The sequence below is a fragment of the Promicromonospora sp. NPDC059942 genome, from assembly GCF_042731755.1.
Taxonomy (GTDB): Bacteria; Actinomycetota; Actinomycetes; order Actinomycetales; family Cellulomonadaceae; genus Promicromonospora.
The window spans coordinates 203,016-224,141 of record NZ_JBHWLR010000007.1; the positions used below are offsets into that span (position 1 = coordinate 203,016).

General features: G+C 74.0%; 19 protein-coding genes, 1 pseudogene and 1 riboswitch. Of the genes and pseudogenes, 13 read left to right on the forward strand and 7 right to left on the reverse strand.

Annotated features, from left to right (window positions below):
- The first annotated feature begins 163 nt into the window (after positions 1 to 163).
- Positions 164 to 266: riboswitch (TPP riboswitch) on the forward strand.
- 111 nt (positions 267 to 377) lie between these two features.
- Genes ACFV9Q_RS13760 through ACFV9Q_RS13775 form a run of 4 tightly spaced genes read left to right on the forward strand, consistent with a single transcriptional unit; the run spans position 378 to position 3,377 of the window.
- Complete coding sequence (locus ACFV9Q_RS13760; RefSeq protein WP_377234862.1) at positions 378 to 671, forward strand: MTH1187 family thiamine-binding protein; 294 nt, start codon at positions 378 to 380, stop codon at positions 669 to 671.
- Entirely contained in the window at positions 668 to 1,567 is a 900-nt protein-coding gene (locus ACFV9Q_RS13765; protein ID WP_377234863.1) for an ABC transporter permease, read from the forward strand. Before ACFV9Q_RS13760 ends, ACFV9Q_RS13765 begins: the two co-directional genes overlap by 4 nt.
- Positions 1,564 to 2,643, forward strand: coding sequence for an ABC transporter substrate-binding protein (locus ACFV9Q_RS13770; protein WP_377234864.1), 1,080 nt, complete (start codon positions 1,564 to 1,566; stop codon positions 2,641 to 2,643). The genes ACFV9Q_RS13765 and ACFV9Q_RS13770 overlap by 4 nt, the downstream gene beginning before the upstream one ends.
- Positions 2,640 to 3,377 carry an ABC transporter ATP-binding protein gene (locus ACFV9Q_RS13775; RefSeq protein ID WP_377234865.1) on the forward strand — a complete coding sequence of 246 codons (738 nt, stop codon included), beginning with the start codon at positions 2,640 to 2,642 and terminating at the stop codon, positions 3,375 to 3,377. Before ACFV9Q_RS13770 ends, ACFV9Q_RS13775 begins: the two co-directional genes overlap by 4 nt.
- A gap of 38 nt (positions 3,378 to 3,415) precedes the next feature.
- On the opposite strand, the gene ACFV9Q_RS13780 is transcribed toward ACFV9Q_RS13775, so the two are convergent.
- Complete coding sequence (locus ACFV9Q_RS13780) at positions 3,416 to 3,721, reverse strand: ArsR/SmtB family transcription factor (protein ID WP_377232304.1); 306 nt, start codon at positions 3,719 to 3,721, stop codon at positions 3,416 to 3,418.
- Between the two features lie 68 nt (positions 3,722 to 3,789).
- On the opposite strand from ACFV9Q_RS13780, the gene ACFV9Q_RS13785 reads away from it, so the two are divergent.
- Positions 3,790 to 4,977, forward strand: coding sequence for an MFS transporter (locus ACFV9Q_RS13785; RefSeq protein WP_377234866.1), 1,188 nt, complete (start codon positions 3,790 to 3,792; stop codon positions 4,975 to 4,977).
- Between the two features lie 173 nt (positions 4,978 to 5,150).
- Here the strand turns inward: ACFV9Q_RS13785 and ACFV9Q_RS13790 are convergent, their stop codons facing one another.
- The 5 genes from ACFV9Q_RS13790 to ACFV9Q_RS13810 form a co-directional block, all read right to left on the reverse strand.
- Positions 5,151 to 5,984, reverse strand: a complete 834-nt coding sequence (locus ACFV9Q_RS13790; RefSeq protein WP_377234867.1) for an amino acid ABC transporter ATP-binding protein — start codon at positions 5,982 to 5,984, stop codon at positions 5,151 to 5,153.
- Positions 5,971 to 6,630: an amino acid ABC transporter permease gene (locus ACFV9Q_RS13795; RefSeq protein ID WP_377228145.1), complete on the reverse strand. Its 660-nt coding sequence runs from the start codon at positions 6,628 to 6,630 to the stop codon at positions 5,971 to 5,973. The genes ACFV9Q_RS13790 and ACFV9Q_RS13795 overlap by 14 nt, the downstream gene beginning before the upstream one ends.
- Before the next feature lie 53 nt (positions 6,631 to 6,683).
- Positions 6,684 to 7,478, reverse strand: coding sequence for an amino acid ABC transporter substrate-binding protein (locus ACFV9Q_RS13800; RefSeq protein ID WP_377228146.1), 795 nt, complete (start codon positions 7,476 to 7,478; stop codon positions 6,684 to 6,686).
- A 124-nt stretch (positions 7,479 to 7,602) separates the two neighbouring features.
- Positions 7,603 to 8,559 (reverse strand): helix-turn-helix transcriptional regulator, encoded by a 957-nt coding sequence (locus tag ACFV9Q_RS13805; protein ID WP_377234868.1) that lies wholly within the window; start codon positions 8,557 to 8,559, stop codon positions 7,603 to 7,605.
- 33 nt (positions 8,560 to 8,592) lie between these two features.
- Positions 8,593 to 9,516: a cation diffusion facilitator family transporter gene (locus ACFV9Q_RS13810; RefSeq protein WP_377234869.1), complete on the reverse strand. Its 924-nt coding sequence runs from the start codon at positions 9,514 to 9,516 to the stop codon at positions 8,593 to 8,595.
- Positions 9,517 to 9,732: 216 nt separating this feature from the next.
- On the opposite strand from ACFV9Q_RS13810, the gene ACFV9Q_RS13815 reads away from it, so the two are divergent.
- A complete protein-coding gene (locus ACFV9Q_RS13815; RefSeq protein WP_377234870.1) occupies positions 9,733 to 10,512 on the forward strand; it encodes a class I SAM-dependent methyltransferase in 780 nt (259 codons plus the stop codon).
- A 53-nt stretch (positions 10,513 to 10,565) separates the two neighbouring features.
- Here the strand turns inward: ACFV9Q_RS13815 and ACFV9Q_RS13820 are convergent, their stop codons facing one another.
- Positions 10,566 to 13,997, reverse strand: a complete 3,432-nt coding sequence (locus ACFV9Q_RS13820) for a S41 family peptidase (RefSeq protein ID WP_377234871.1) — start codon at positions 13,995 to 13,997, stop codon at positions 10,566 to 10,568.
- A 288-nt stretch (positions 13,998 to 14,285) separates the two neighbouring features.
- On the opposite strand from ACFV9Q_RS13820, the gene ACFV9Q_RS13825 reads away from it, so the two are divergent.
- From ACFV9Q_RS13825 to ACFV9Q_RS13855, 7 genes and pseudogenes are all read left to right on the forward strand, one after another.
- Complete coding sequence (locus tag ACFV9Q_RS13825) at positions 14,286 to 15,173, forward strand: ABC transporter ATP-binding protein (protein ID WP_377234872.1); 888 nt, start codon at positions 14,286 to 14,288, stop codon at positions 15,171 to 15,173.
- Between the two features lie 75 nt (positions 15,174 to 15,248).
- A complete protein-coding gene (locus tag ACFV9Q_RS13830) occupies positions 15,249 to 16,274 on the forward strand; it encodes an aliphatic sulfonate ABC transporter substrate-binding protein (protein WP_377234873.1) in 1,026 nt (341 codons plus the stop codon).
- Positions 16,267 to 17,043 (forward strand): ABC transporter permease, encoded by a 777-nt coding sequence (locus ACFV9Q_RS13835; protein ID WP_377234874.1) that lies wholly within the window; start codon positions 16,267 to 16,269, stop codon positions 17,041 to 17,043. The genes ACFV9Q_RS13830 and ACFV9Q_RS13835 overlap by 8 nt, the downstream gene beginning before the upstream one ends.
- Entirely contained in the window at positions 17,034 to 19,031 is a 1,998-nt protein-coding gene (acs, locus tag ACFV9Q_RS13840; protein ID WP_377234875.1) for an acetate--CoA ligase, read from the forward strand. Before ACFV9Q_RS13835 ends, acs begins: the two co-directional genes overlap by 10 nt.
- A complete protein-coding gene (locus ACFV9Q_RS13845; protein ID WP_377234876.1) occupies positions 19,028 to 20,425 on the forward strand; it encodes an O-acetylhomoserine aminocarboxypropyltransferase/cysteine synthase family protein in 1,398 nt (465 codons plus the stop codon). Before acs ends, ACFV9Q_RS13845 begins: the two co-directional genes overlap by 4 nt.
- Entirely contained in the window at positions 20,422 to 20,913 is a 492-nt protein-coding gene (locus ACFV9Q_RS13850; protein WP_377234877.1) for a CoA-binding protein, read from the forward strand. The genes ACFV9Q_RS13845 and ACFV9Q_RS13850 overlap by 4 nt, the downstream gene beginning before the upstream one ends.
- Positions 20,914 to 20,932: 19 nt before the next feature.
- A pseudogene (locus ACFV9Q_RS13855) lies at positions 20,933 to 21,126 on the forward strand (hypothetical protein); the annotation flags it as partial.

The following is a 21,126-nucleotide window of genomic DNA, read 5'->3' on the forward strand; positions in this document are numbered from 1 at the left end:
GTTGCGAGAGAGGCGTGGCGGTCTTTTTCTCCGGTGGGGGCCTTCTTTTTCGCTCATGCCCCTGTTCGCCCCTCTCCGCGATCGGCCCGCCCGATCCCCCCCGGGCCTCAAAGGTGATCAGGCTTCCGCATCTCCCGCGAGCAGCGGTACCGTGGCCCCGCCAACGCGGGGAGCTCGGGGTAGCCGGGCTGAGAGGAAGGCCTGGGCACCACGCCCGACGCCGTCGACCCGATCACTTGAACTGGGTAATGCCAGCGGAAGGACGTGCCTGACGGCACGGGCGTTCGGTCGAGGCCGTCCCCTGCGCAGGGGACGTGGTCGCGCGCCCCCTGTCGGGAACCGGCGACCTCTGGCATGCCCGTGCACGGAGGTCGCACATGCTCGCCGAGATCCAGGTCTCTCCCCGCCCCAGCGGCACGCCCGACGCGCGGTACGCGCACGTCGACGCCGCCATCGCCGTCATCCAGGCGTCCGGGCTCACCTACGAGGTGGGCGCCATGGGCACGTTCGTCCAGGGCAGCCCCGACGAGGTGTGGGCGCTGCTGCGCGCCGTCCACGAGGCGACGCTCGCCGCCGGCGCGGACGGCGTCCAGTCCAACATCAAGGTCAGCCAGGGCGCCGACGACGCCGGCCCCACCATCGCGGACCTCGTCACCAAGTTCCGGGCGTGAGCACGCGCGCCGTCGCGCGGCGGCGGTCCGGGCGGGCCGCGGTGGTGGGGCAGCGTCCGGCCTGGCGGCGCCCGGCCGGGCGCGAGCCGCACCCGGTCGGGCGCGAGCCGCACCCGGTCGGGCGCGAGCCGCACCGGGCCGGACGGCGGGCCGGGCGCGTGCTCGCCCCGCTGCTGACCGTCGCGGCGCTGCTCACGGCGTGGGAGGGCTGGGTGCGTCTCGCGGGCGTGCCCGAGTTCGTGCTGCCCGCGCCGTCCCAGGTGGCCCGCACCGCCGTCGAGGTGGCGCCGCTGCTCGGGCCGCACGTCGTGACCACGCTGACCGAGGCCGCGGCCGGGCTCGCGCTCGGCGCGGTCGCCGGCCTGCTGCTGAGCATCGTGGTCACGGCCTCCCGGGTGACCGGCGACGCGGTGTACCCGCTCGTCGTGCTCACGCAGACGGTGCCGGTCGTGGTGCTCGCGCCGCTGATGATCCTGTGGGCAGGCTTCGGCCTGCTGCCCAAGGTGATCCTGGTGTCGCTCACCGTCTTCTTCCCCGTCCTGGTCTCGGCGGTGGGCGCGATGCGCGCCGTCGACGCCGAGCACTCCGACATGGTCGCCGGCCTGGGCGGCACCCGCCTGGACCAGTTCCTGCTGGTCCGCCTGCCGGCGTCGGTCCCCGGCGCGCTCGCGGGCCTCCGGGTCGCCGCGACCTACGCGGTGGGCGCGGCCGTGGTCGCCGAGTACCTCGCCGGGCAGTCCGGCCTCGGCGTGTTCGTGCAGCGGTCCCGCAAGGCGTACGCCGTGGACCAGATCTTCGTGGGCGTCGTGCTGATCGCCCTCCTGTCCGGCCTGTTCTTCGCCCTCGTCGCCGCGCTCACGCGCGTCGCGACGCCGTGGCAGAGAGGAAAATCATGAACCTGTCCCGTACCCCCGCCCTGGCCCTCGCCGCGCTCGCGCCCCTGGCGCTCGCCGGCTGCGGCGCCGCCGCGAGCACCGCCGGCGCGGCGTCCGACGGCGGCCTGCGCGAGGTCACCGTCGTGCTCGACTGGACGCCCAACACCAACCATTCCGGCCTCTACCTGGCCCAGGCCGAGGGCTGGTTCGAGGAGGAGGGGCTCGACGTCGAGATCGTCGAGCCGGGCGAGACCTCCGGCCTGCAGCTCGTCGCGGCGGGTCAGGCCGACTTCGCGTACTCCGTGGCGGAGGGCCTGGTCCCGGCGCGGGCGGCGGGCGCCGACGTCGTCTCCGTCGCGACCGTGATCGAGCACAACACGTCGTCCCTGATCAGCCTCGCGGACGACGGGATCGCGCGGCCCAGGGACCTGGAGGGCAAGCGGTACGGGTCCTACGAGTCCGACCTCGAGAAGGCCCTGATCAGCAAGCTCGTGGAGTGCGACGGCGGCGATTCCGCGCAGGTCGAGTTCACGCCGCTGGTCAGCGACGACTTCCGCATCGGCCTCACCGAGGACCAGTTCGACACCGCCTGGGTGTTCGACGCCTGGGACACGATCCGGCTGGGCGAGGTGGACGGGCTCGACGTCGACACCATCGCGTTCCGCGATCACCTCGACTGCATCCCGGACTGGTACACGCCGCTCGTGGCGACGTCCCGGTCGCTGCTGGACGAGGAGCCGGACGTCGCCCGCGGGTTCCTGGCCGCGCTCGCGCGCGGGTACGACGAAGCGGCGGCCGACCCCGACCGGGCGGCCCAGGTGCTGCTGGAGGCCGCGCCCGAGCTCGACCCCGAGCTGGTCGGGGCGAGCGCGCGGTGGCTCGGCCCGCAGTACGCGTCCGGCGAGTGGGGCGTGCAGCGCGCCGAGGTGTGGGACGGGTTCGTCGGCTTCCTCGAGGAGGAAGGGCTGACCGAGCCCGGGTTCGACACGGACGCGGCCTGGACCGACGACTACCTGCCGGGCGCGGCCGGCTCCGCGGGCGACGCCGACGCGGACGACGCCGACGCGGGCGGCTCCGACGCCGTCGACCAGCCGTGAGCGTGCTCGCGGCACGCGGGCTGAGCGTCCGGTTCGGCGACGTCCTGGCCCTGGACGGCCTGGACCTCGCGGTGGCCGACGGCGAGTTCGTCGCCGTCGTCGGCCCCTCGGGGTGCGGCAAGTCGACGCTGCTGCGCGCGCTCGGCGGCATGCTGCCGCCGGGCGCGGCGGTCTCGGGGGAGCTCACGCTCCCCACGCTGCCGGACGGCGGAGCCGCGACCGCGTGGATGCCGCAGCGGGACGGGCTGCTGCCGTGGCGCCGGGCGTGGTCCAACGCCCTGCTCGGCGCCCGGATCGCGCGGGTGTCGCGGGCCGACGCCGAGGCGCGCGCCGCCGAGCTGTTCGAGACGTTCGGCCTGGCGGGCTTCGAGCGGGCGTGGCCCCACGAGCTGTCGGGCGGGATGCGGCAGCGGCTCGCGCTGCTCCGCACCTGCCTGGCCGGGCGGCCCGTGCTGCTGCTCGACGAGCCGTTCGGCGCGCTGGACCCGATCACGCGGCGGCGGATGAACGAGTGGCTGGCGGGGGTCGGGCTCGCCGACGCCGGCCGTCCGGGCGCGCCGTCCGCCGGCGTCGGGCAGCGGGCCGTGGTGCTCGTGACGCACGACGTGGACGAGGCCCTCGCCCTGGCCGACCGCGTGGTGGTGCTCGGCGCGCGGCCGGGCCGGGTGGTGCTGGACGCCGCCGCCCCGAGCAGGGACGAGGTGCTGGCCGCGCTCGAACCGTTGCCGCGCTAGCGGTTCCGCGTCGGGGCCCGGCGGTCAGCGCTCGGCGGTCAGCCCTCTGCGAGCACGGCGGCGATCAGGCCCGGGAACTTGTCGTCGAGCTCGTCGCGGCGGAGCTGGATCGCGTGGGTGCGGCCGTGCACGATCGTGCGCGTGAGGCCCGCCTCGCGCAGCGTGCGGAAATGGTGCGACATGGTCGACTTGGTGAGCTCCAGGCCCCAGGCGTCGAGGGTCTTGGGCTTGGGCTCGCCGTCAGCCAGCTTGTGCACGATCTGCAGGCGCACCGGGTCGCCGAGGGCCTTGAGCACGTCGACGAGCTCGACCTCGGCCATGTCCGGGCTGGGGTAGTCACCCATCACTCACCTCGACATCGGTCCGGTCAAATAGTTCGACAACCATCGAACTATCGCGTACGCTCGATGGTATGACGTTCATCGAACAATCATACTCGCTGCGGGGCGCCTATCTCCGGATCTCGGCGATCGCGGCGGCGCTGTTCGTGGTCGGCACGAACGCCTTCGTCATCGCGGGCGTGCTCCCGCAGATCGCCGACGGGATCGGTGCCAGCACCAGCTCCGTCAGCTACTCCATCTCCTGGTACGCGATCATCGTCGCGGTCGTCGCGCCGGTGGTCTCCGTGCTGTTCGCCCGTGCGTCGCGCGCCGCGCTGATGGGCACGGGCATGGGCCTCATCGCCGCGGGCATCGCCCTCTCGGCGATCGCCGGTGACCTCACCGTCTTCACCGCCGGGCGCGTCGTCGCCGCGTTCGGCGGGGCCGCGCTGATGCCCGCCGCGATGGCGGCCGCCCCCACGCTGGTGCCCCCGGAGCAGCGGGGGCGCGCCCTCGGCGTCGTCGGTCTCGGGTTCATGCTCGCGACCGCCGTCGGCTCCCCGCTGGGCACGGCGTTGGCGGCCCTCGGGAGCTGGCGGCTCGCCCTCGGCATCCTGGCGGCGCTCGCGGCGGTGCTCGCCGTCGTCGTCGCGGTGCTCGCCCGGACCGTGCCGACCGGGTCGGTGCCCGGGCTCGCCGCCCGGTTCGCGGTGCTCCGCGACGTCCGGATCGGCCTGGCCCTGATGACGGCCCTGCTCTTCACCGCCGCGTTCAACATGGTCTACATCTTCAGCTCGGCCGTGACGCGCGGCGTGACCGGTGGCAGCGGGACGGCGCTCGCGACGCTCCTGCTGGTCTTCGGCGCCGCCGGGCTCGTCGGCAACTGGCTGGGCGGCTCCCTCACCGACCGGATCGGGGCGCGGCCCACCGCGGTCGGCGCACTCGCCGTCGTTGTCGTCTCCCTCGGCGCGCTGTTCGCGGCGGAGGACTCGTACCTGGGTACCGCCGTGCTGTTCGGGGTCTGGGGCCTGGGTACCGCCACGGCCCTCGTGCCTATCCAGCACCGCCTGGTCGACGTCGACCCCGCCGTCGCCGGGGTGTCCCTGTCCTGGTACTCGACGGCGATGTACATCGGGATCGCGGTCGCGCCCGTCGTCGGCGCGTCGGTGCTGCCGTTCGGCGCGGCGTGGCTGGACCTGCTCGGCGCCGCGGCGGCCGCGGCGGCGCTCGTCGTCTTCGCGCTGGGCTACGCGCTGCCCCGCCGGGCGGCCCTCGCCTAGGACGCGCCCCTCTCATCCCCTTTGAGGCCCAGGTTTCTTCGCTTTGAGGCTGCTCAAAGCGAAGAAACCTGGGCCTCAAAGGGGATGAGCGAGTCGAGGGTTCGGTCCAGGAGGTTCGGTCGCGGGTCAGCCGCGGGCCGGCCGGGCGGTCGGCCGCGGGGCGGTCGAGGCGGTCAGTCCAGGGGGTGCAGGACCCGGTTGAGGAACTGGCGGGTGCGTTCCTCGGCCGGGTTCGTGAAGATCTGCGCCGGGGCCCCGCGCTCGACCACCACGCCGCCGTCGAGGAACAGCACCTGCGACGCGACCTGGCGCGCGAACTGCAGCTCGTGGGTGACCACCACCATGGTCCAGCCCTCCTCGGCGAGCTCCTTCATCACTGTCAGCACCTCGCCCACCAGCTCGGGGTCGAGGGCCGACGTCGGCTCGTCGAACAGCAGGAGGTCCGGCTGGAGCGCGAGCGCGCGCACGATGCCGACGCGCTGCTGCTGGCCGCCGGACAGCTCGTGCGGGTACGCGTCGCGCTTCTCGGCCAGCCCGACCCGGGCCAGCAGCTCCTCGGCCCGGGCGACCGCCGTCTCCCGCGGGACGCGCTGCACCTGGGTGGGGCCCTCGATCACGTTCTCCAGCACCGTGCGGTGCGGGAACAGGTTGTGGTGCTGGAACACCATCGCGGACCTGTCCCGCAGGGCGGCCCGGTCGGCCTTCGCCCGACGGCGGGCGGCGCGGCGCTCCGACCACTCGCCGCCGCCGAGGGCCGCCGCCTGGGCGCCGAAGTCGACGGCGGGGCCGCCGTCGAACTCCAGCACCCCGGCGTCGGGGGTCTCCAGGCCGTTGAGCGAGCGGAGCACCGTCGTCTTGCCGCTGCCGGAGGCGCCGATCAGCGCGACCACCTCGCCGCGCCGGACGTCCAGGTCGACGCCGCGCAGCACGTGGTTGGCGCCGAACGACTTCTCGATGCCCCGGGCGGTCAGCAGGGTGCCGTTGGGGCGGTCCTCAGTGTGCGACATACCGGTCCAGCCTCTTCTCGAGCGCGTTCTGCCCCGCGGACAGCACCGTGCAGAACAACCAGTAGATGAAGGCCGCCTCGATGTAGATGGTGAGGAACTCGCTCGAGAACGCCGCGATCTCCTGCGCCTTGCGGAACATCTCGGTCACCAGGATGAGCGACGCGAGCGACGTGTCCTTGACCAGCGAGATGAAGGTGTTCGACAGCGGCGGCACCGACACCCGCGCGGCCTGCGGCAGGATGATCCGGCCCAGCGACCGGGCCGGCGACATGCCGACGGTCCAGGCCGCCTCCCACTGGCCCTTGGGCACGGACAGGATCGCCGCACGCACCACCTCGGCCGCGTAGCCGCCCACGTTCAGGGAGAACGCGATGATGGCGCTCGGCCACGGGTCCAGGCGGATGCCGATCTCCGGCATGCCGTAGAAGATCACGAACAGCTGCACCAGCAGCGGGGTGCCGCGGATCACCGAGACGTACGCCCGGCCGATCCACGACAGCACCGGGTTCGGCGAGAGCCGCAGGAGCGCCACGAGCAGGGCGAGCACCAGCCCGATCGCGAACGACGCCAGGGCGAGCGGGATGGTGCCGGTGAGGCCGCCCTGCAGGAGCGGCCAGAACGAGTCGGCGACGAGCTGCCAGTCCATGTCTCCCTCTCGGCGCCGTCAGCGGTGCCCGGCGGGGAGCGTCGCGCGGTACGTCACTCCGAGACGTCCTCGCCGAAGTACTTCTTGCCGAGCTCCGCCAGCGTGCCGTCGGCACGCAGGTCCTCCAGGGCGCCGCTGATCGCCGTGGCCAGCGCCTCCTTCTCCGGCGTCACGACGAACGCGGACTGCGACTCCTCGTCCGTCTCCGCGGCGACCTTGATGCCGGAGGCGTCCTCGGTGTTCGCGTAGTCGAGGTAGGTGAGGCTGTCGTTGATCGTGGCGTCCACGCGGCCCTGCTCCAGCAGCGCAACGGCCTGCGCCCAGCCCTCGACGGCCTCGACCTTGGCGCCGCTCTCCTTGGCGAGGTCGTTCCAGTTGCTCGTGAGCGACTGGGCGCTGGTCTTGCCGTCCAGGTCGGCGAAGCTGGTGATGTCGTTGTTGTCTGCGGCCACCACGAGCACACCGGTCGACACGGTGTACGGCGTCGAGAACACGTAGTCGGCCTCGCGCTCCGGGGTGATGGTCACCTGGTTCGCGATGGTGTCGAAGCGGCCCGCGTCCAGGCCCGCGAAGATCGCGTCCCACTGGGTCTCCTGGAACTCGATCTCCACGCCCAGGTTCTCGGCGACCGCCTCGGCGACCTCGACGTCGTAGCCGACCAGCTCGTCCGTCTCGTCGTGGTAGCTGAACGGCCGGTACGTGCCCTCGGTCGCGACGACCAGCTTGCCGCCGGACAGCCCGAGCTCGTCGCCCGCGCCACCCGACTCGTCCGAGCTGCCGCAGGCAGTCAGGGCCAGGAGGACGGCGGAGGCCGCGGTGACCGTGAGAAGGGCGCGGTTGCGAGACATGGTGAGGGCTCCGTTTCGATGAGTGGCACACATCAGTCGTGCCGATGCGTGCCCCAAAACTAGCCGATGGCAGGTCCGAACTCACGCACGAGTCCACAGCCTGTTCATTCCGTGACGGTTCGCTCTAGGACCGTTCGTTCCTTCGCCACCGGTCCGGCGTGATCCCGTACCGGTCCTTGAACCGGCGGACCAGGTACGTGGCGTCGCGCAGGCCCGTGCGCGCGGCCACGACGGCGAGCGGCAGGTCCGTGTCCCGCAGGACCCGGCGCACCTCGGTCATGCGCCGCTCGGTGATCCACTCCAGCAGGGTGCGGCCCGTGCGCTCGCGGACGGCCGTGGTCAGGTAGCCGGGCGTGTAGCCCAGCGCGCGGGCGACGTCGGCCGCGGAGACCGGGTCGCGGAACGTCGCCTCGATCTCGTCGAAGACCCGCGTCACGAGCGGGTCGGGCGGGGCGGGGGCCGACGGCGCCAGGCGGGCCGCCGCGATCAGGATCCGCGTCAGCACGGCCGACGCCGCGTCCCGGGCGCCGAGCCGTCCGGGCGCCGCCAGCTCCTCGGCCAGCTCCGTGAGCCACGCCGACCAGCGCGGGCGCTCGCCCGCCGGGACGTTCGTGCTCAGGGCCGGCGGGTGGTCGGCCGCGCCCGGCCCGTCGGGTTCCGCCTCGAACAGCGCCAGGAGCGGGTGGTGCGTCCAGGCCAGCGGCGAGACGGAGGCGAGCGAGGGGACGGCGTCGGGCGTGAAGGCCAGCGTCCAGGCCCGGGAGTCCGCGAAGCCCCGGACCGTTCCCGGGTCGATCGTCCGGCCGGGCGGGACGGCGTACAGGTCGCCGTCGCGCGCGACGCCGTCCTCCTGCCCGGCGCCGCGCTCGACGAGGACGAGCACGTAGAAGTCGTGGGCGTGCCGGTGCCCGGGCGGGAGGTGCGGGTGCTCGTCCGCGCCGTCGTGCAGGTTGACGTTCACCGGCGGCATGCCGAGGCGCGGCTGGTACCGGTACACCGGGGTGCCGTCCGGGCGCACCGTGCGGACGCTGGACGGGGTGCGCAGCGGGGGCGGGGCGTCGTCCGCGGGCCGGGGCGCCATCACCGGTCGCCGTCGCCCGTCACAGGTCGCACCTCACCGGTCGCTCGGCACCGCGAGCGTGAGCACCGCGTCGACGATCTGCGGCGCGCGCTCGAGCTGTCGTTCCAGGGCGCGCAGGCGCACGGCGACATGGGACTCGGACTCGTCGCCCGGCAGGTCGATGCTGGCGACCAGCAGGAGCTGCCGGGGGCCGACGAACTCCAGCCGGAGGTAGCCCACGTGGTCCACGCCGGGCAGCGCCTCGACCCGCGCGCGGACCGCCTGGTGGATCTGCTCGTCGGCCACCTCGCCCGTGAGGAACCGCCGGTTGCGGTCGAAGAGCACCCACGCCACCACGCACAGCAGCAGCCCCACCAGGACCGAGCCGGCCGCGTCGTACCGCGCGTCGCCCGTGACCTGGTGCAGGGCCATGGCGCCCGCCGCGATCACCAGGCCGACCAGGGCCGCCGAGTCCTCGGCGAGCACCGCACGCAGCGTCGGGTCGGAGGTGCCCAGCGCGTGGTCGAGCAGGTCCCGGCCGAGCTTGCGGGCCTCGGCCCGGGTGCGCCGGTAGGCCTGCGCGAACGAGAAGCCCTCCAGGAGGAAGGCGACGGCCAGCACCACGTAGCCGACGACGTAGTCGGTGGCCTCCTCGGCCTGACCGAACGCATGGATGCCGTGGTAGACGGAGACCACGCCGCCCGCTACGAAGAGGCCGAGCGCGGCCAGCATCGACCACACGTACGCCTCCCGGCCGTAGCCGAGCGGCCGGTCCTGGTCCGGTGGCCGCGCCGCCTTGCGCTCCGCGACCAGCAGGAACACCTCGTTGCCCGTGTCGGCCCAGGAGTGGGCGGCCTCGGCCACCATCGAGGCCGAACCCGTCAGCACCGCCGCCACCGACTTGGCCGCCGCCACCGCGAAGTTGGCGCCGAACGCGATCACCACCGTCAGCGCCGAGCCGCTCCGCTCCCGTGCCATGCGTCCCCCTCCGTCGTGACGCCCCGACGCTACCGACGTTCCGCCCGCCGCGCCGGACGCGCGCCCGCCGGGCTCCGCGCACCGCCGACCGAGGATCGTGCGATCGGCACCGACTTCCGTCCTGTCCGCGGCCCGCAGGATGTCCGATGCTGGACGAGCGGCCGGACCGGCCGTCCCGGCGTCCCCGGCGCGGGCACCACCACGGAAGGCACCCGGATGAACGACAGCACCGTGCGGATCCTCGACCACCGCACCCCGGAGGAGCGCGAGCGCGAGTTCCTGCCCGGCATGGGCCGGCCCTGGCTGCTCCCGCTCTACGACGCGTTCACGCGGTTCTCCCGCGTGCGGCCCCTGCACGACCGCGCGGCGGCGCTCGCGGACATCGCTCCGGGCGAGTCCGTGCTCGACCTCGGCTGCGGCACTGCGAACCTCTCGCTCGCCGTGCTCCGCGCGCAGCCGGCCGCCCGGGTCACCGGCCTGGACCCGGACGCCGCCGCGCTGCGCATCGCGGCGCGCAAGGCCGCCCGCCGCCGCGTCCCGCTCACGCTCGTCCAGGGCTTCGCCGACCGGCTCCCTGTGGACGACGGCTCGCTCGACCACGTGGTCTCCGCCCTCGCACTGCACCACGTGCCCGACGAAGCGCGGGTGCGGTTCGCGCACGAGGCGTTCCGCGCGCTCCGGCCGGGCGGGCGGGTGACGATCGTCGATTTCGGCAGCGCGGACGGCTCCGGCGGCGAGCACGGGCACGAGCACGAGCACGGCCGCGGCCACGGCCGTGGAGCCCGGCGCGGCCCCGGCAGCACGGGTGCGTACGGCCGGGTGCGCGGGCACGGCCGGGGGCACGCCGCCGTCGCCGACAACCCGCACACCGCCCGGAACCTGGAGGGCGGCCTGCTGCGCCTCCTCGCGGACGCCGGGTTCGCCGACGCCCGCGAGGTGGCGCACGTGGAGCACCGCTACGGCCCGATCACGTTCGTGCAGGCGACACGCCGCTGAGCGGCACTCCGCCGCGACCTGCGGCGGAGCGCCGATCGCGGCGAAGCGGCGCGCTACGAGCGCCGACGCACCCGCGGCTCCGGCAGCGCCGGGGGCTCGGCCGCCGGGGTCTCCTCCAGCAGCCGGAACGCCTCGGCGATGCCCGCCTCGAGCTGCGGGTCCACGTCGGAGAAGTAGTCCGCCGGGGTGTGCCGCACCTCGATGTCGGGGTCCACGCCGTAGTTCTCGACGTCGAATCCCTTGCCGGCGAGCCAGAGGCCGTACCGCGGCTGGGTTATCCCGGTGCCGTCCACGAGGTCGAAGCGGCCGTCGATCCCGACCACGCCGCCCCAGGTGCGCACACCGACGACCGGCCCGACGCCGAGCGCCTGCGCGGCCGCGTTCACGATGTCGCCGTCGGACCCCGCGTACTCGTTGGTGACGAGCACGACCGGGCCGCGCGGCGCGCGGTCCGGGTAGGAGTTGGGGCGGTCGTAGTGCCGGTTCAGCCCCCAGCCTGCGACGCGTGCGGCGAGACGGGCGATCACGAGCTGCGAGGTGTGCCCGCCGCCGTTGAAGCGCACGTCCGCGACGATGCCCTCACGGTCTGCGGCGAGCCGCAGGTCGCGGTGCAGCTGGGCCCACCCGGTGCTCATCATGTCCGGGACGTGCACGTAGCCGAGCCGGCCGCCCGACTTCTCGGCGACGTACTCGCGGCGCGACCGCACCCAGTCCTGGTACCGCAGGTCGGACTCGTTGGCGAGCGGCACGACGACGACGCGCCGGTCCCGGCTCGCGGCCGGGCCGGTCCCGCCGTCCGCCGCACCATCTCCGGCGACGGCGGGCCGCCGCAGGGTCAGCTCGACCGGGATGTCGGCCGCGCCCACCAGGTTCGCCGCCGGGCCGGCCACCGGGTCCACCGGCCGGCCGTCCACCGCGACGATCAGGTCGCCCGGCCGCGCGTCGACGCCCGCGGCGCGCAGCGGGGACCGCGCCCCCGGGTCGGACGACTCGCTCGGCAGCACCCGGTCGATCCGCCAGCCGTCGGCGGTCCGCGTGAGGTCCGCGCCGAGCAGCCCGAGCTTGCGGGACGAGTCGCCGCGCTCGTGCGGCGACCGCACGTAGGCGTGCGACGTGTTGAGCTCGGCGACGGTCTCCCAGAGCACGTCCTCCAGGTCGTCGTGCGTCGCGACCCGGTCGATCAGCGGGCGCCAGCGCGCCACCACCCCGGCCCAGTCGACGCCGTTCATGTCCGCCCGCCAGTAGTGGTCGCGCATGATGCGGGCGTTCTCGTCGAACATCTGGTGCCACTGGGCGCGCGGGTCCACCTCGTGGCGGACGCGGGACAGGTCGATGTCGAAGGCGCTCGGGTCGTCGTCGCCGGGCTTGCTGGTGGCCGACTGCGCGCTGAGCCCCGACCCGGACCGGATCACCACCCGCTCGCCGTCGCCCGACACCGCGTACGCGGTCACCTTCTCCGCGACGTCCGTCGCCTTGCGCGCCTCGAAGGACCAGAACTGCAGCACGTCGGGTGCCGGGTCGCCGTCGGTGCCGGCGTGCCGCGCGCCGAGCACGCCGGCGTCGTCGGTCTCGTGCACCCAGAGCACGCCGCCCTTGGCCGCGCGCAGGTCGCGGTACCGGCCGGACGTCACCGGGAACGGCACCACGCGCTCCTCGGCGCCGTCGAGGTCGATGTCGGGCGAGGCCGTGTCCTTGTGGTCCTCGTCCTGCTTCTCGTCGCCGGCCGCGCCGTCGTCCGTGCCGCCCTTCTTGTCGTCCGGCGTGCTCAGGCGCCAGCCGTCGGCGCTCGGGCCGAACGGCGCCGGCTCGGTCGCGGCCAGCGGGATGAGCCACGGCCGCGTCGCCGCGCTGAACGACAGGGCGAACTCGTGGGAGTCGTAGGACGGGTCGAACGTGCGGTTCGACAGGAACACGACGTACTTGCCGTCGTCGCTGAACGCCGGCGAGAAGTCGTGGAACCGGCCCGACGTCAGTGGCGTCGCCGTCGGCGTCTCCGCGTGGAGGTCGGCGACGAGCACCTGGTGGTGGTCGCCCTCGGTGCCGGTCGGGCTGGACCAGGCGAGGTACCGCCCGTCCGGCGAGAACGTCGGAGACTCTGCCTCGCCGTTCGCCGACCGGCCGAGCGGGAGCACGGTGCCCGGCTCCGGGGCGGCGTCGTCCGGGGCGGCGTCGCCGTCCGTCGCGGGGGCGGGCAGCGCGATCACGCTGACCCGGCCGTCGTGCGAGATGGCCGCCACCTTGTCGCCGGCGGGGCTCGCGGCCAGGTGCAGCACCCGGCCGAGCTCGCCGGCGGCGAAGCGCTGCGGCGCGGCGTCCGGGTCCACCCCGTCGGTGCCGGGCACCGTGTGCACCTCCAGCGCGTCCTCCCGGCTCTCGCCGTCCGCGGTGGCGTACGGAGCGTCCGTGACGACGACGGCGCGGCCGGTGTCGCCGAGCAGCACGGGCTCCCGCACGCGGACGGACGGGTCGGCCACGAGCGCCCGGGCCGGCCCCGCGCGGTGGGTCACCCAGAACGCGGTGCCGAGCCAGCCCACGACGCTCGCGTCACCGCTCGTGTCGACGGCGAGCCCGTCGACGCCTCGCGCCGCCGAGTCGGGGTCGGTCGAGTACGGCTCCGGGAGCGCGCCGGTGAGCGTGATGTCCAGGCGGCGCGGGGTGCCGTCCAGCGCGTCGAGCAGCCAGAGGTCGCCGCGGCTGTGCCACACGATGCGGGCGCCGTCGGACGTCGCGTCGCGGACGTAGCCCTCGGCCGCGGTCTGGGTGGTGAGCAGCCGGGGACCCGCGGCCTGCGTGCCCGTCGCCAGGCCGTCCCAGACCCAGAGGTTCGCCTGCTCGTCGGCGTGGTCGGGGAACGTCGCCCCCCGGTCGGAGGTGAACACCAGCGCGTCCCCGACCCAGATCGGGTCGTAGATGCCGGCCTCGTCGTCGGGCAGGGGGCGCTCCCACTCGCCCGTGCCCCGGTCGAGCCACAGCACGGAGGCCGTGCCGCCCCGGTACCGCTTCCAGTAGGCGGGCGTGCGGTAGCCCGCCGAGACGAGGGCGGTCGTGCGCCCGCCGTCCGGGCCCTGGTGCTCGGCGACACCCCAGGCGGCGCCGTAGCGCGGGGTCTCGACCGTGCCGTCGAGGCCGACCGCGCGCACCACGGTCAGGGAGCGCTCGTACGAGCCGGCGTTGGACGAGACGAGCACCCGGCCGGCGTCGTCCCAGCCGAGCACCGTCGTGGCCGTGCCGCCGAACCACGTGAGGCGTCGCGTGGCGCCGTCCGCCAGCTCGACCACGTAGGCCTCGGGATGGCCGTCCTTGTGGGACACGTACGCGAGGCGCGTGCCGTCGGGGGAGAAGCGGGGAGTCGTCGCGGGCACGTGGTCGCTGGTCAGGCGCCAGGCGCGGCCACCGGAGACGGGGGCGAGCCAGACGTCGTCGTCGGCCACGAACGCGACCTGGTCACCGTGGATGTGGGGATACCGGAGATAGGGCTGGGTCACCGCCTCAACGTACTCGCGGCGCCCGGCGTCGTCACCGGAAATCGCTCAGGGCGAGGAGCATGCGGACGCATCGAGTCTCCGCCCCGTCCACATCTTGGTCTCACATCATGAAACGATCTGGTGGACGAGTTGCATCATCCGGTTCTATGGGGTTCATCGGCATTGCCTGACAAAAGATGACTGAACGCCCCATGGGAGAGGTCAGATCCTGCCGCCCGGACGGCTCCGGGTCATGTCGGTGCACAGCGACCGCCCCACCGCACGGACCGATCGCAAGGGATGACACCCATGGTTCCCGCAGCACCGTCCACAGCTGCATCCACAGCCTCGCCCACCGGCCGGGCGGACGCCGCCGCGTCCCCGGCGCTGCCCGTCCGCCTCGACCGCGTCTCGCGCACGTTCGCCGCGCCCGGGCGCGGCGAACGTACCGGCCGCACCGTGCTGAGCGACGTCGAGCTCCAGGTCGCACCGGGCGAGATCGTCGCCGTGCTCGGCCCGTCCGGCTGCGGCAAGTCGACCCTGCTGCGCCAGGTCAGCGGCCTGGACGCGCCGACGTCGGGCAGCGTCACGATCGACGGGGCGCCCGTGGTCGGGGCGGACCCGCGCACCGCCGTCGCCTTCCAGGAGCCCCGCCTGCTGCCGTGGCGCACGCTCACCCAGAACGTCGCGCTGGGCCTCCCGCCGGGCACCGCGAAGGACGCCGGACGGGCGCGCGTGGCGCGGCTGCTCGACCTGGTCGGGCTCGCGACGTCGGCCGGGCTGCGGCCGCGCCAGGTGTCGGGCGGCATGGCGCAGCGCGCCTCGCTCGCCCGGGCGCTGGCCCGCAACCCCGGCGTGCTGCTGCTCGACGAGCCGTTCGGCGCGCTGGACGCCCTGACCCGGCTGCGCATGCAGGACCTGCTGCTCGACGTCCACGCGGCGCAGCCCGCGACGATCCTGCTGGTCACGCACGACGTCGAGGAGGCGCTCTACCTCGCCGACCGCGTGGTGCTGCTGCGCACGGTGGCGGACGGCGGGGCGTCCCACGCCGCCGCGTCCGACGGCGGGGCGCCGAGCATCGCGCGGATCGTCGACGTGCCGGGTGACCGGCCCCGGGACCGCGCCGCGCGCGACCTGGCCGAGCTCCGCGCGGAGCTGCTCGACGGGCTCGGCGTGCCGACCCACCACGACCGCTGAACCACTCGACCAGAGACCCACCGCACCGAACCACCCCAGCCCGCCGACCGCCGTCGGGCAGCGAGAGGAAAACCCATGCGTATCCGTAGGCACACCGTTCTGGCGTCCGGCCTGGCCCTCGTCTCGGCGATGGCGATGAGCGGCTGTGTGGCCGGTGAGGGCTCCGCCGCCGCCGGCGGCGAGGGCGCGGGCGAGTGGAGCACCGACACCCTGAACATCGACTTCGCGACGTACAACCCGCTCAGCCTCGTGGTCCGCGAGCAGGGCTGGCTGGAGGAGGAGCTCGACGGCGTCGAGGTCACCTGGGTGCAGTCGGACGGCTCGAACACGGCGAACGAGAACCTCCGCGCCGAGGCTATCGACTTCGGCTCGACGGCCGGGTCCGCCGCGCTCCTTGCGCGCGCGAACGGGTCCCCGATCCGCACGGTCGACATCTACAGCCAGCCGGAGTGGGCCGCGATCGTGGTCCCGGGCGACTCGAAGATCAAGGACGTGGCGGACCTGAAGGGGGCGTCCATCGCCGCCACCAAGGGCACCGACCCCTACTTCTTCCTGCTCCAGACGCTGGACGAGGCGGGCATCCCGCTCGACGAGGTCGAGGTGCAGAACCTGCAGCACGCCGACGGCCGGGCCGCGCTCGACAACGGCTCCGTCGACGCGTGGTCGGGCCTGGACCCGATCATGGCGGCGGCCGAGGCGGAGGCCGGCGACAAGCTGATCTACCGCAACATCGACTTCAACACCTACGGGTTCCTCAACGCCCGCGAGGAGTTCGTGGACGAGCACCCGGACGTCACGCAGGCCGTCGTCGACGCCTACGAGCAGGCCCGCGCCTGGGCGCTGGAGAACCCGGAGGAGCTGTCCGCGCTGCTGGCCGAGGTCGCCTCGATCGACCCCGAGGTCGCGTCCACCGTGATCGAGGAGCGCACGGTGCTCGACCTCGACCCGGTCCCGGGCGACAAGCAGCGCGACGTGCTGGAGGTCGTGGGCCCGATCTTCGTCGAGTCGGGCGACGTGGCCGCGCAGAAGAACGTCGACATCGCGCTGGACGAGCTGTTCGCTCCCGAGTTCGCGCAGGAGGCGGTGGCCTCGGATGGCTGACCGACGCGCGGGCGGCGTCGGCCGGGCCGGGCGGGTCGCGCTGGGGCTGCTCGTGCCCGTGGTGCTCCTCGCGGTCTGGTGGGGCGCGACGTCCGCCGGGCTCGTCCCGCCGTACCAGCTCCCGGGCCCCGTGGCCGTGTGGGACGCAGCCGTCGACCTGGTCCAGCGCGGCCAGCTCTGGCACCACGTGGCGATCTCCACGCAGCGCGTGCTCGTCGGGTTCGCGCTGGGCGCCGCGGCGGGCCTCGCGGTCGGCTCCCTGGTCGGGCTGTCGAAGCTCGGCGACCTGCTGCTCGCGCCGACGCTCGGCGCGATCCGCGCCGTGCCGTCGCTGGCCTGGGTGCCGCTGCTGATCCTGTGGCTCAAGATCGGCGAGGAGTCGAAGATCACGCTCATCGCGATCGGCGCGTTCTTCCCCGTCTACACGACGATCGCCGCCGCCCTGCGGCACGTCGATCCCCACCTGGTCGAGGCGGGGCGGGCGTTCGGCCTGCGCGGGCTGCGGCTCCTGACGACGGTGCAGCTCCCCGCTGTGCTGCCCTCGCTGGTGGCCGGGCTCCGGCTCGCGCTCGCGCAGTCGTGGCTGTTCCTCGTGGCCGCCGAGCTCATCGCGTCGTCGATGGGCCTCGGGTTCCTGCTCAACGACTCCCAGCAGAACGGCCGGGTGGACCGCATCCTGCTCGCGATCGTGCTGCTCGCGGTGCTGGGCAAGCTGACCGACGCGCTCATCGGGCTGGCCGAGCGGCGTCTGCTGCGGAGGTGGACGTGACGGCGGCGGCGCGGGTGGCCGCGCCGAACGTCACCGCCGAGGCCTACGACCGGGCCGCCGCGGACCCGGTCGCGTTCTGGGCGGAGGCCGCGAGCCGCCTCGACTGGACGACGCCGTGGCACACCGCGCACACCTGGTCGCCGCCCGAACCGCGGGACGAGCCAACAGACCTGACCGTCCCCGAGGCCGCCTGGTTCGTGGGCGGCCGGCTGAACGTCGCGGTCAACTGCGCGGACCGCCACGTCGCCGCGGGCCGCGGAGCCAAGGTCGCGCTGCACTGGGAAGGCGAGAACGGCGACCGCACCACGGTCACCTACGCCGACCTGCAGCGCCGTGTCGCGCAGGCGGCGCACGCGCTGACCGCCCTCGGCGTCGGCCCCGGCGACCGCGTGGTCGTCTACCTGCCGGTGCTGGTCGAGACCGTGGTCGTGGCCCTCGCCTGCGCGCGGATCGGCGCGGTGCACAGCCTGGTGTTCGGCGGGTTCAGCGCGGAGGCGCTGCGCTTCCGCCTCGCGGACACGGGCGCCAAGCTCCTGGTCACCACCGACGGGCAGTTCCGCCGCGGCGTCGCGACGCCGGTCAAGGCGACCGCCGACGAGGCCGTGGCCGGGCTCGACCACGTCGAGCACGTGCTGGTCATCCGCCGCACCGGCTCCGACGTCGCCTGGACGGACCGCGACGTCTGGTGGCACGAGGCCGTCGACACGGCGCCCGAGGTACACGAGGCGCAGGCGTTCGACGCCGAGCACCCGCTCTTCATCATCTACACCAGCGGCACCACCGGGAAGCCGAAGGGCCTGGTCCACACGTCGGGCGGGTACCTCACGCACGCGAGCTGGGCCCACTGGGCGCACTTCGACGCGAAGCCTGACGACGTGCACTGGTGCACCGCCGACCTGGCCTGGGTCACGGCGCACACGTACGAGATCTACGGCCCGCTCTCCAACGGGCTGACCCAGGTGATCTACGAGGGCACGCCGGACACGCCGTCCCGCGAGCGGCACCTGGAGATCATCGAGCGCTACGGCGTCACCGTGTACTACACGGCGCCCACGCTGATCCGGACCTTCATGACCTGGTTCGGCGACACGCTGCCGGACCACGACCTGTCGTCGCTGCGCATCCTCGGCACGGTCGGCGAGGCGATCAACCCCGCGGCGTGGGAGTGGTTCCGGGCGACGTTCGGGCGCGGCGAGCTGCCCGTGATCGACACGTGGTGGCAGTCCGAGACGGGCGCCGCCATGGTGGCGCCGCTCCCGGGCGTGACGCCGCTGGTCCCCGGCTCGGCGACGCGCGCGCTCCCGGGCATCGAGGTCGCCGTGGTGGACGACGACGGCCGCCGCCTCGGGCCCGGCGAGCCCGGCATCCTGGTGGTGACCCGGCCCTGGCCGGGCATGGCGCGCACCGTGTGGCGCGACCCGCGGCGCTACCTCGACTCGTACTGGCGACGGTTCGCGGGCCAGGGTCCGGCGGGCGCGTACTACGTGGCGGGCGACGGCGCGGTGCTGGACGAGCACGGCAACGTGCACCTGCTGGGCCGCCTGGACGACGTCGTGAACGTGTCCGGGCACCGGCTGTCCACCATCGAGATCGAGTCCGCGCTGGTGGCGCACCCGGCCGTCGGCGAGGCCGGCGTCGCGGGCGTGCCGGACCCGGTGACCGGCCAGGCCGTGGCCGCGTTCGTGGTGCCGTCCGGCGTGGGCGTAGGTTGGGCGGGCGCGACGTCGCCGCAGGAGGCGGACGCCGCGGTCGCCGAGCTGAGGTCGCAGGTCGCGCGCGAGATCGGCCCGGTGGCGAAGCCGCGGCACGTGATCGCGGTGCCCGAGCTGCCGAAGACGAGGTCGGGAAAGATCATGCGGCGCCTCCTGGCGCAGCTGTGGCAGGGCGAGGAGCTGGGCGACGTCACGTCGCTGCAGAACCCGTGGGCCGTCGAGGACATCCGCGCCGTCCTGGCAGAGGGCGTCGCGGAGAGAAAGGCAGGACGATGACCGAGCACACCTTCGGGTTCCGCACGCGGGCCCTTCACGCCGGGGGCATCCCCGACGCGGCGACGGGGGCGCGGGCGGTGCCGATCTACCAGACCACGTCGTTCGTGTTCCAGGACACGGACGATGCCGCGAACCTCTTCGCGCTGCAGAAGTACGGCAACATCTACTCGCGCATCGGCAACCCGACGGTGGCGGCGCTGGAGGAGCGCATCGCCTCGCTGGAGGGCGGCATCGGCGCGGTCGCGACGGCGTCCGGCATGTCGGCCGAGTTCATCACCTTCGCCGCGCTCGTCGGGGCGGGGGACCACGTGGTCGCCTCCGCGCAGCTCTACGGCGGCACCGTGACGCAGCTCGACGTGACGCTGCGGCGCTTCGGCGTCAACACCACCTTCGTGCCCGGCACCGACCCCGCGGACTACGCCGCGGCGATCACGCCGGAGACCAAGGTGCTGTACACCGAGGTCGTGGCCAACCCGTCCGGCGAGATCGCCGACCTGGAGGGGCTCGCCGAGGTCGCGCACGCCGCGGGCATCCCGCTCGTCGTCGACGCGACGCTCGCGACGCCGTACCTGGTGCGGCCGATCGAGCACGGCGCGGACATCGTGATCCACTCCGTGACCAAGTTCCTGGGCGGGCACGGCACCACGCTGGGCGGCGTCGTCGTGGAGTCCGGGCGGTTCGACTGGGGCAACGGCAAGTTCCCGCAGATGACCGAGCCCGTGCCGTCCTACGGGGACGTGCGCTGGTGGGGCAACTTCGGCGAGTACGGCTTCCTCACCAAGCTGCGCTCCGAGCAGCTCCGCGACATCGGTCCGGCGCTCTCCGCGCAGTCGGCCTTCCAGCTGCTCCAGGGCGTCGAGACCCTCCCGCACCGCCTGGACGCGCACCTCGCGAACGCCCGCGCCGTGGCCGAGTGGCTCGACACCGACCCCCGCGTCTCCTACGTGCTCTGGGCCGGCCTGCCCACGCACCCGCACCACGAGCGGGCACAGAAGTACCTGCCGCTGGGGCCGGGCTCGGTCTTCGCGTTCGGCCTCCAGGTGCCGACGACGGCCGCCGGGCCCGACGCCGAGAGCCTGGCGCTGGCCACGGACGCCCCGGTCGGCGCGGCCGTACCCGTCGAGGAGCACCTGCCGCTCCCGGACGGCCGCGAGGCCGGCCGGCTGTTCATCGAGTCGTTGCAGCTCGCGTCGCACCTGGCGAACGTCGGCGACGCGCGCACCCTGGTGATCCACCCGGCGTCGACCACCCACCAGCAGCTGAGCGCCGAGCAGCTCGAGGCGGCGGGCGTGCCCGAGGACCTCATCCGCATCTCGGTGGGCCTGGAGGACGCCGAGGACATCCTCTGGGACCTCGACCAGGCGCTGACCAAGGCGACGGGAGTGAACCGATGAGCGAGGCAACCCGGACCTGGCAGGGCCCGAGCGCCCCGGAGCGCCTGCGCATCCTGCGCTCCACGAAGTCGATCGCGATCGTGGGTGCGTCGGCGAACCCGGCGCGCGCGAGCTACTTCGTGGCGACGTACCTCCTGTCCTCCTCTCCGTACGACGTGTACTTCGTGAACCCGCGGGCCACGGAGATCCTGGGGCACCCCGTGTACCCGAGCCTCGCCGACCTGCCCGTCGTGCCCGACCTCGTCGACGTCTTCCGGCGGCACGACGACCTGCCGACCGTGCTGGACGAGACGATCGCGGTCGGGGCGAAGACCCTGTGGCTGCAGCTCGGCTCCTGGCACGAGGACGTGGCACGCAAGGCCGAGGCCGCCGGGCTGAACGTCGTGATGGACCGGTGCGTCAAGATCGAGCACGCGCGCTTCCACGGCGGGCTGCACCTGGCCGGCTTCGACACGGGCGTGATCAGCTCCCGCCGGGCGGAGCGCTAGGGCTCCCGCCCGTCGCAGGATGAGCACACGCGTCGAACCCGTGAGCGAGACGCTCCTCGTCGAGCGCGTCGTCGAGCTGGTGCTGGGCCGGGGTGCCCCGAACGGCACCCCGGCGAGGCTGCCCGCTGGCGGGCACTCCCCCACACAGCCGGGACGGGCGGACGCAGCTACCGCTGTACCCCTGAAGACCACCAAACATCCCAGCGCACAGAT

Coding starts and splice junctions, on each gene's coding strand:
- ACFV9Q_RS13760 (WP_377234862.1), top strand. CDS start 378: ATGCTCGCCGAGATCCAGGTCTCTCCCCGCCCCAGCGGCACGCCCGAC.
- ACFV9Q_RS13770 (WP_377234864.1), top strand. CDS start 1,564: ATGAACCTGTCCCGTACCCCCGCCCTGGCCCTCGCCGCGCTCGCGCCC.
- ACFV9Q_RS13780 (WP_377232304.1), bottom strand. CDS start 3,721: ATGGGTGACTACCCCAGCCCGGACATGGCCGAGGTCGAGCTCGTCGAC.
- ACFV9Q_RS13785 (WP_377234866.1), top strand. CDS start 3,790: ATGACGTTCATCGAACAATCATACTCGCTGCGGGGCGCCTATCTCCGG.
- ACFV9Q_RS13790 (WP_377234867.1), bottom strand. CDS start 5,984: ATGTCGCACACTGAGGACCGCCCCAACGGCACCCTGCTGACCGCCCGG.
- ACFV9Q_RS13795 (WP_377228145.1), bottom strand. CDS start 6,630: ATGGACTGGCAGCTCGTCGCCGACTCGTTCTGGCCGCTCCTGCAGGGC.
- ACFV9Q_RS13800 (WP_377228146.1), bottom strand. CDS start 7,478: ATGTCTCGCAACCGCGCCCTTCTCACGGTCACCGCGGCCTCCGCCGTC.
- ACFV9Q_RS13805 (WP_377234868.1), bottom strand. CDS start 8,559: ATGGCGCCCCGGCCCGCGGACGACGCCCCGCCCCCGCTGCGCACCCCG.
- ACFV9Q_RS13810 (WP_377234869.1), bottom strand. CDS start 9,516: ATGGCACGGGAGCGGAGCGGCTCGGCGCTGACGGTGGTGATCGCGTTC.
- ACFV9Q_RS13815 (WP_377234870.1), top strand. CDS start 9,733: ATGAACGACAGCACCGTGCGGATCCTCGACCACCGCACCCCGGAGGAG.
- ACFV9Q_RS13825 (WP_377234872.1), top strand. CDS start 14,286: ATGGTTCCCGCAGCACCGTCCACAGCTGCATCCACAGCCTCGCCCACC.
- ACFV9Q_RS13830 (WP_377234873.1), top strand. CDS start 15,249: ATGCGTATCCGTAGGCACACCGTTCTGGCGTCCGGCCTGGCCCTCGTC.
- ACFV9Q_RS13835 (WP_377234874.1), top strand. CDS start 16,267: ATGGCTGACCGACGCGCGGGCGGCGTCGGCCGGGCCGGGCGGGTCGCG.
- ACFV9Q_RS13845 (WP_377234876.1), top strand. CDS start 19,028: ATGACCGAGCACACCTTCGGGTTCCGCACGCGGGCCCTTCACGCCGGG.
- ACFV9Q_RS13850 (WP_377234877.1), top strand. CDS start 20,422: ATGAGCGAGGCAACCCGGACCTGGCAGGGCCCGAGCGCCCCGGAGCGC.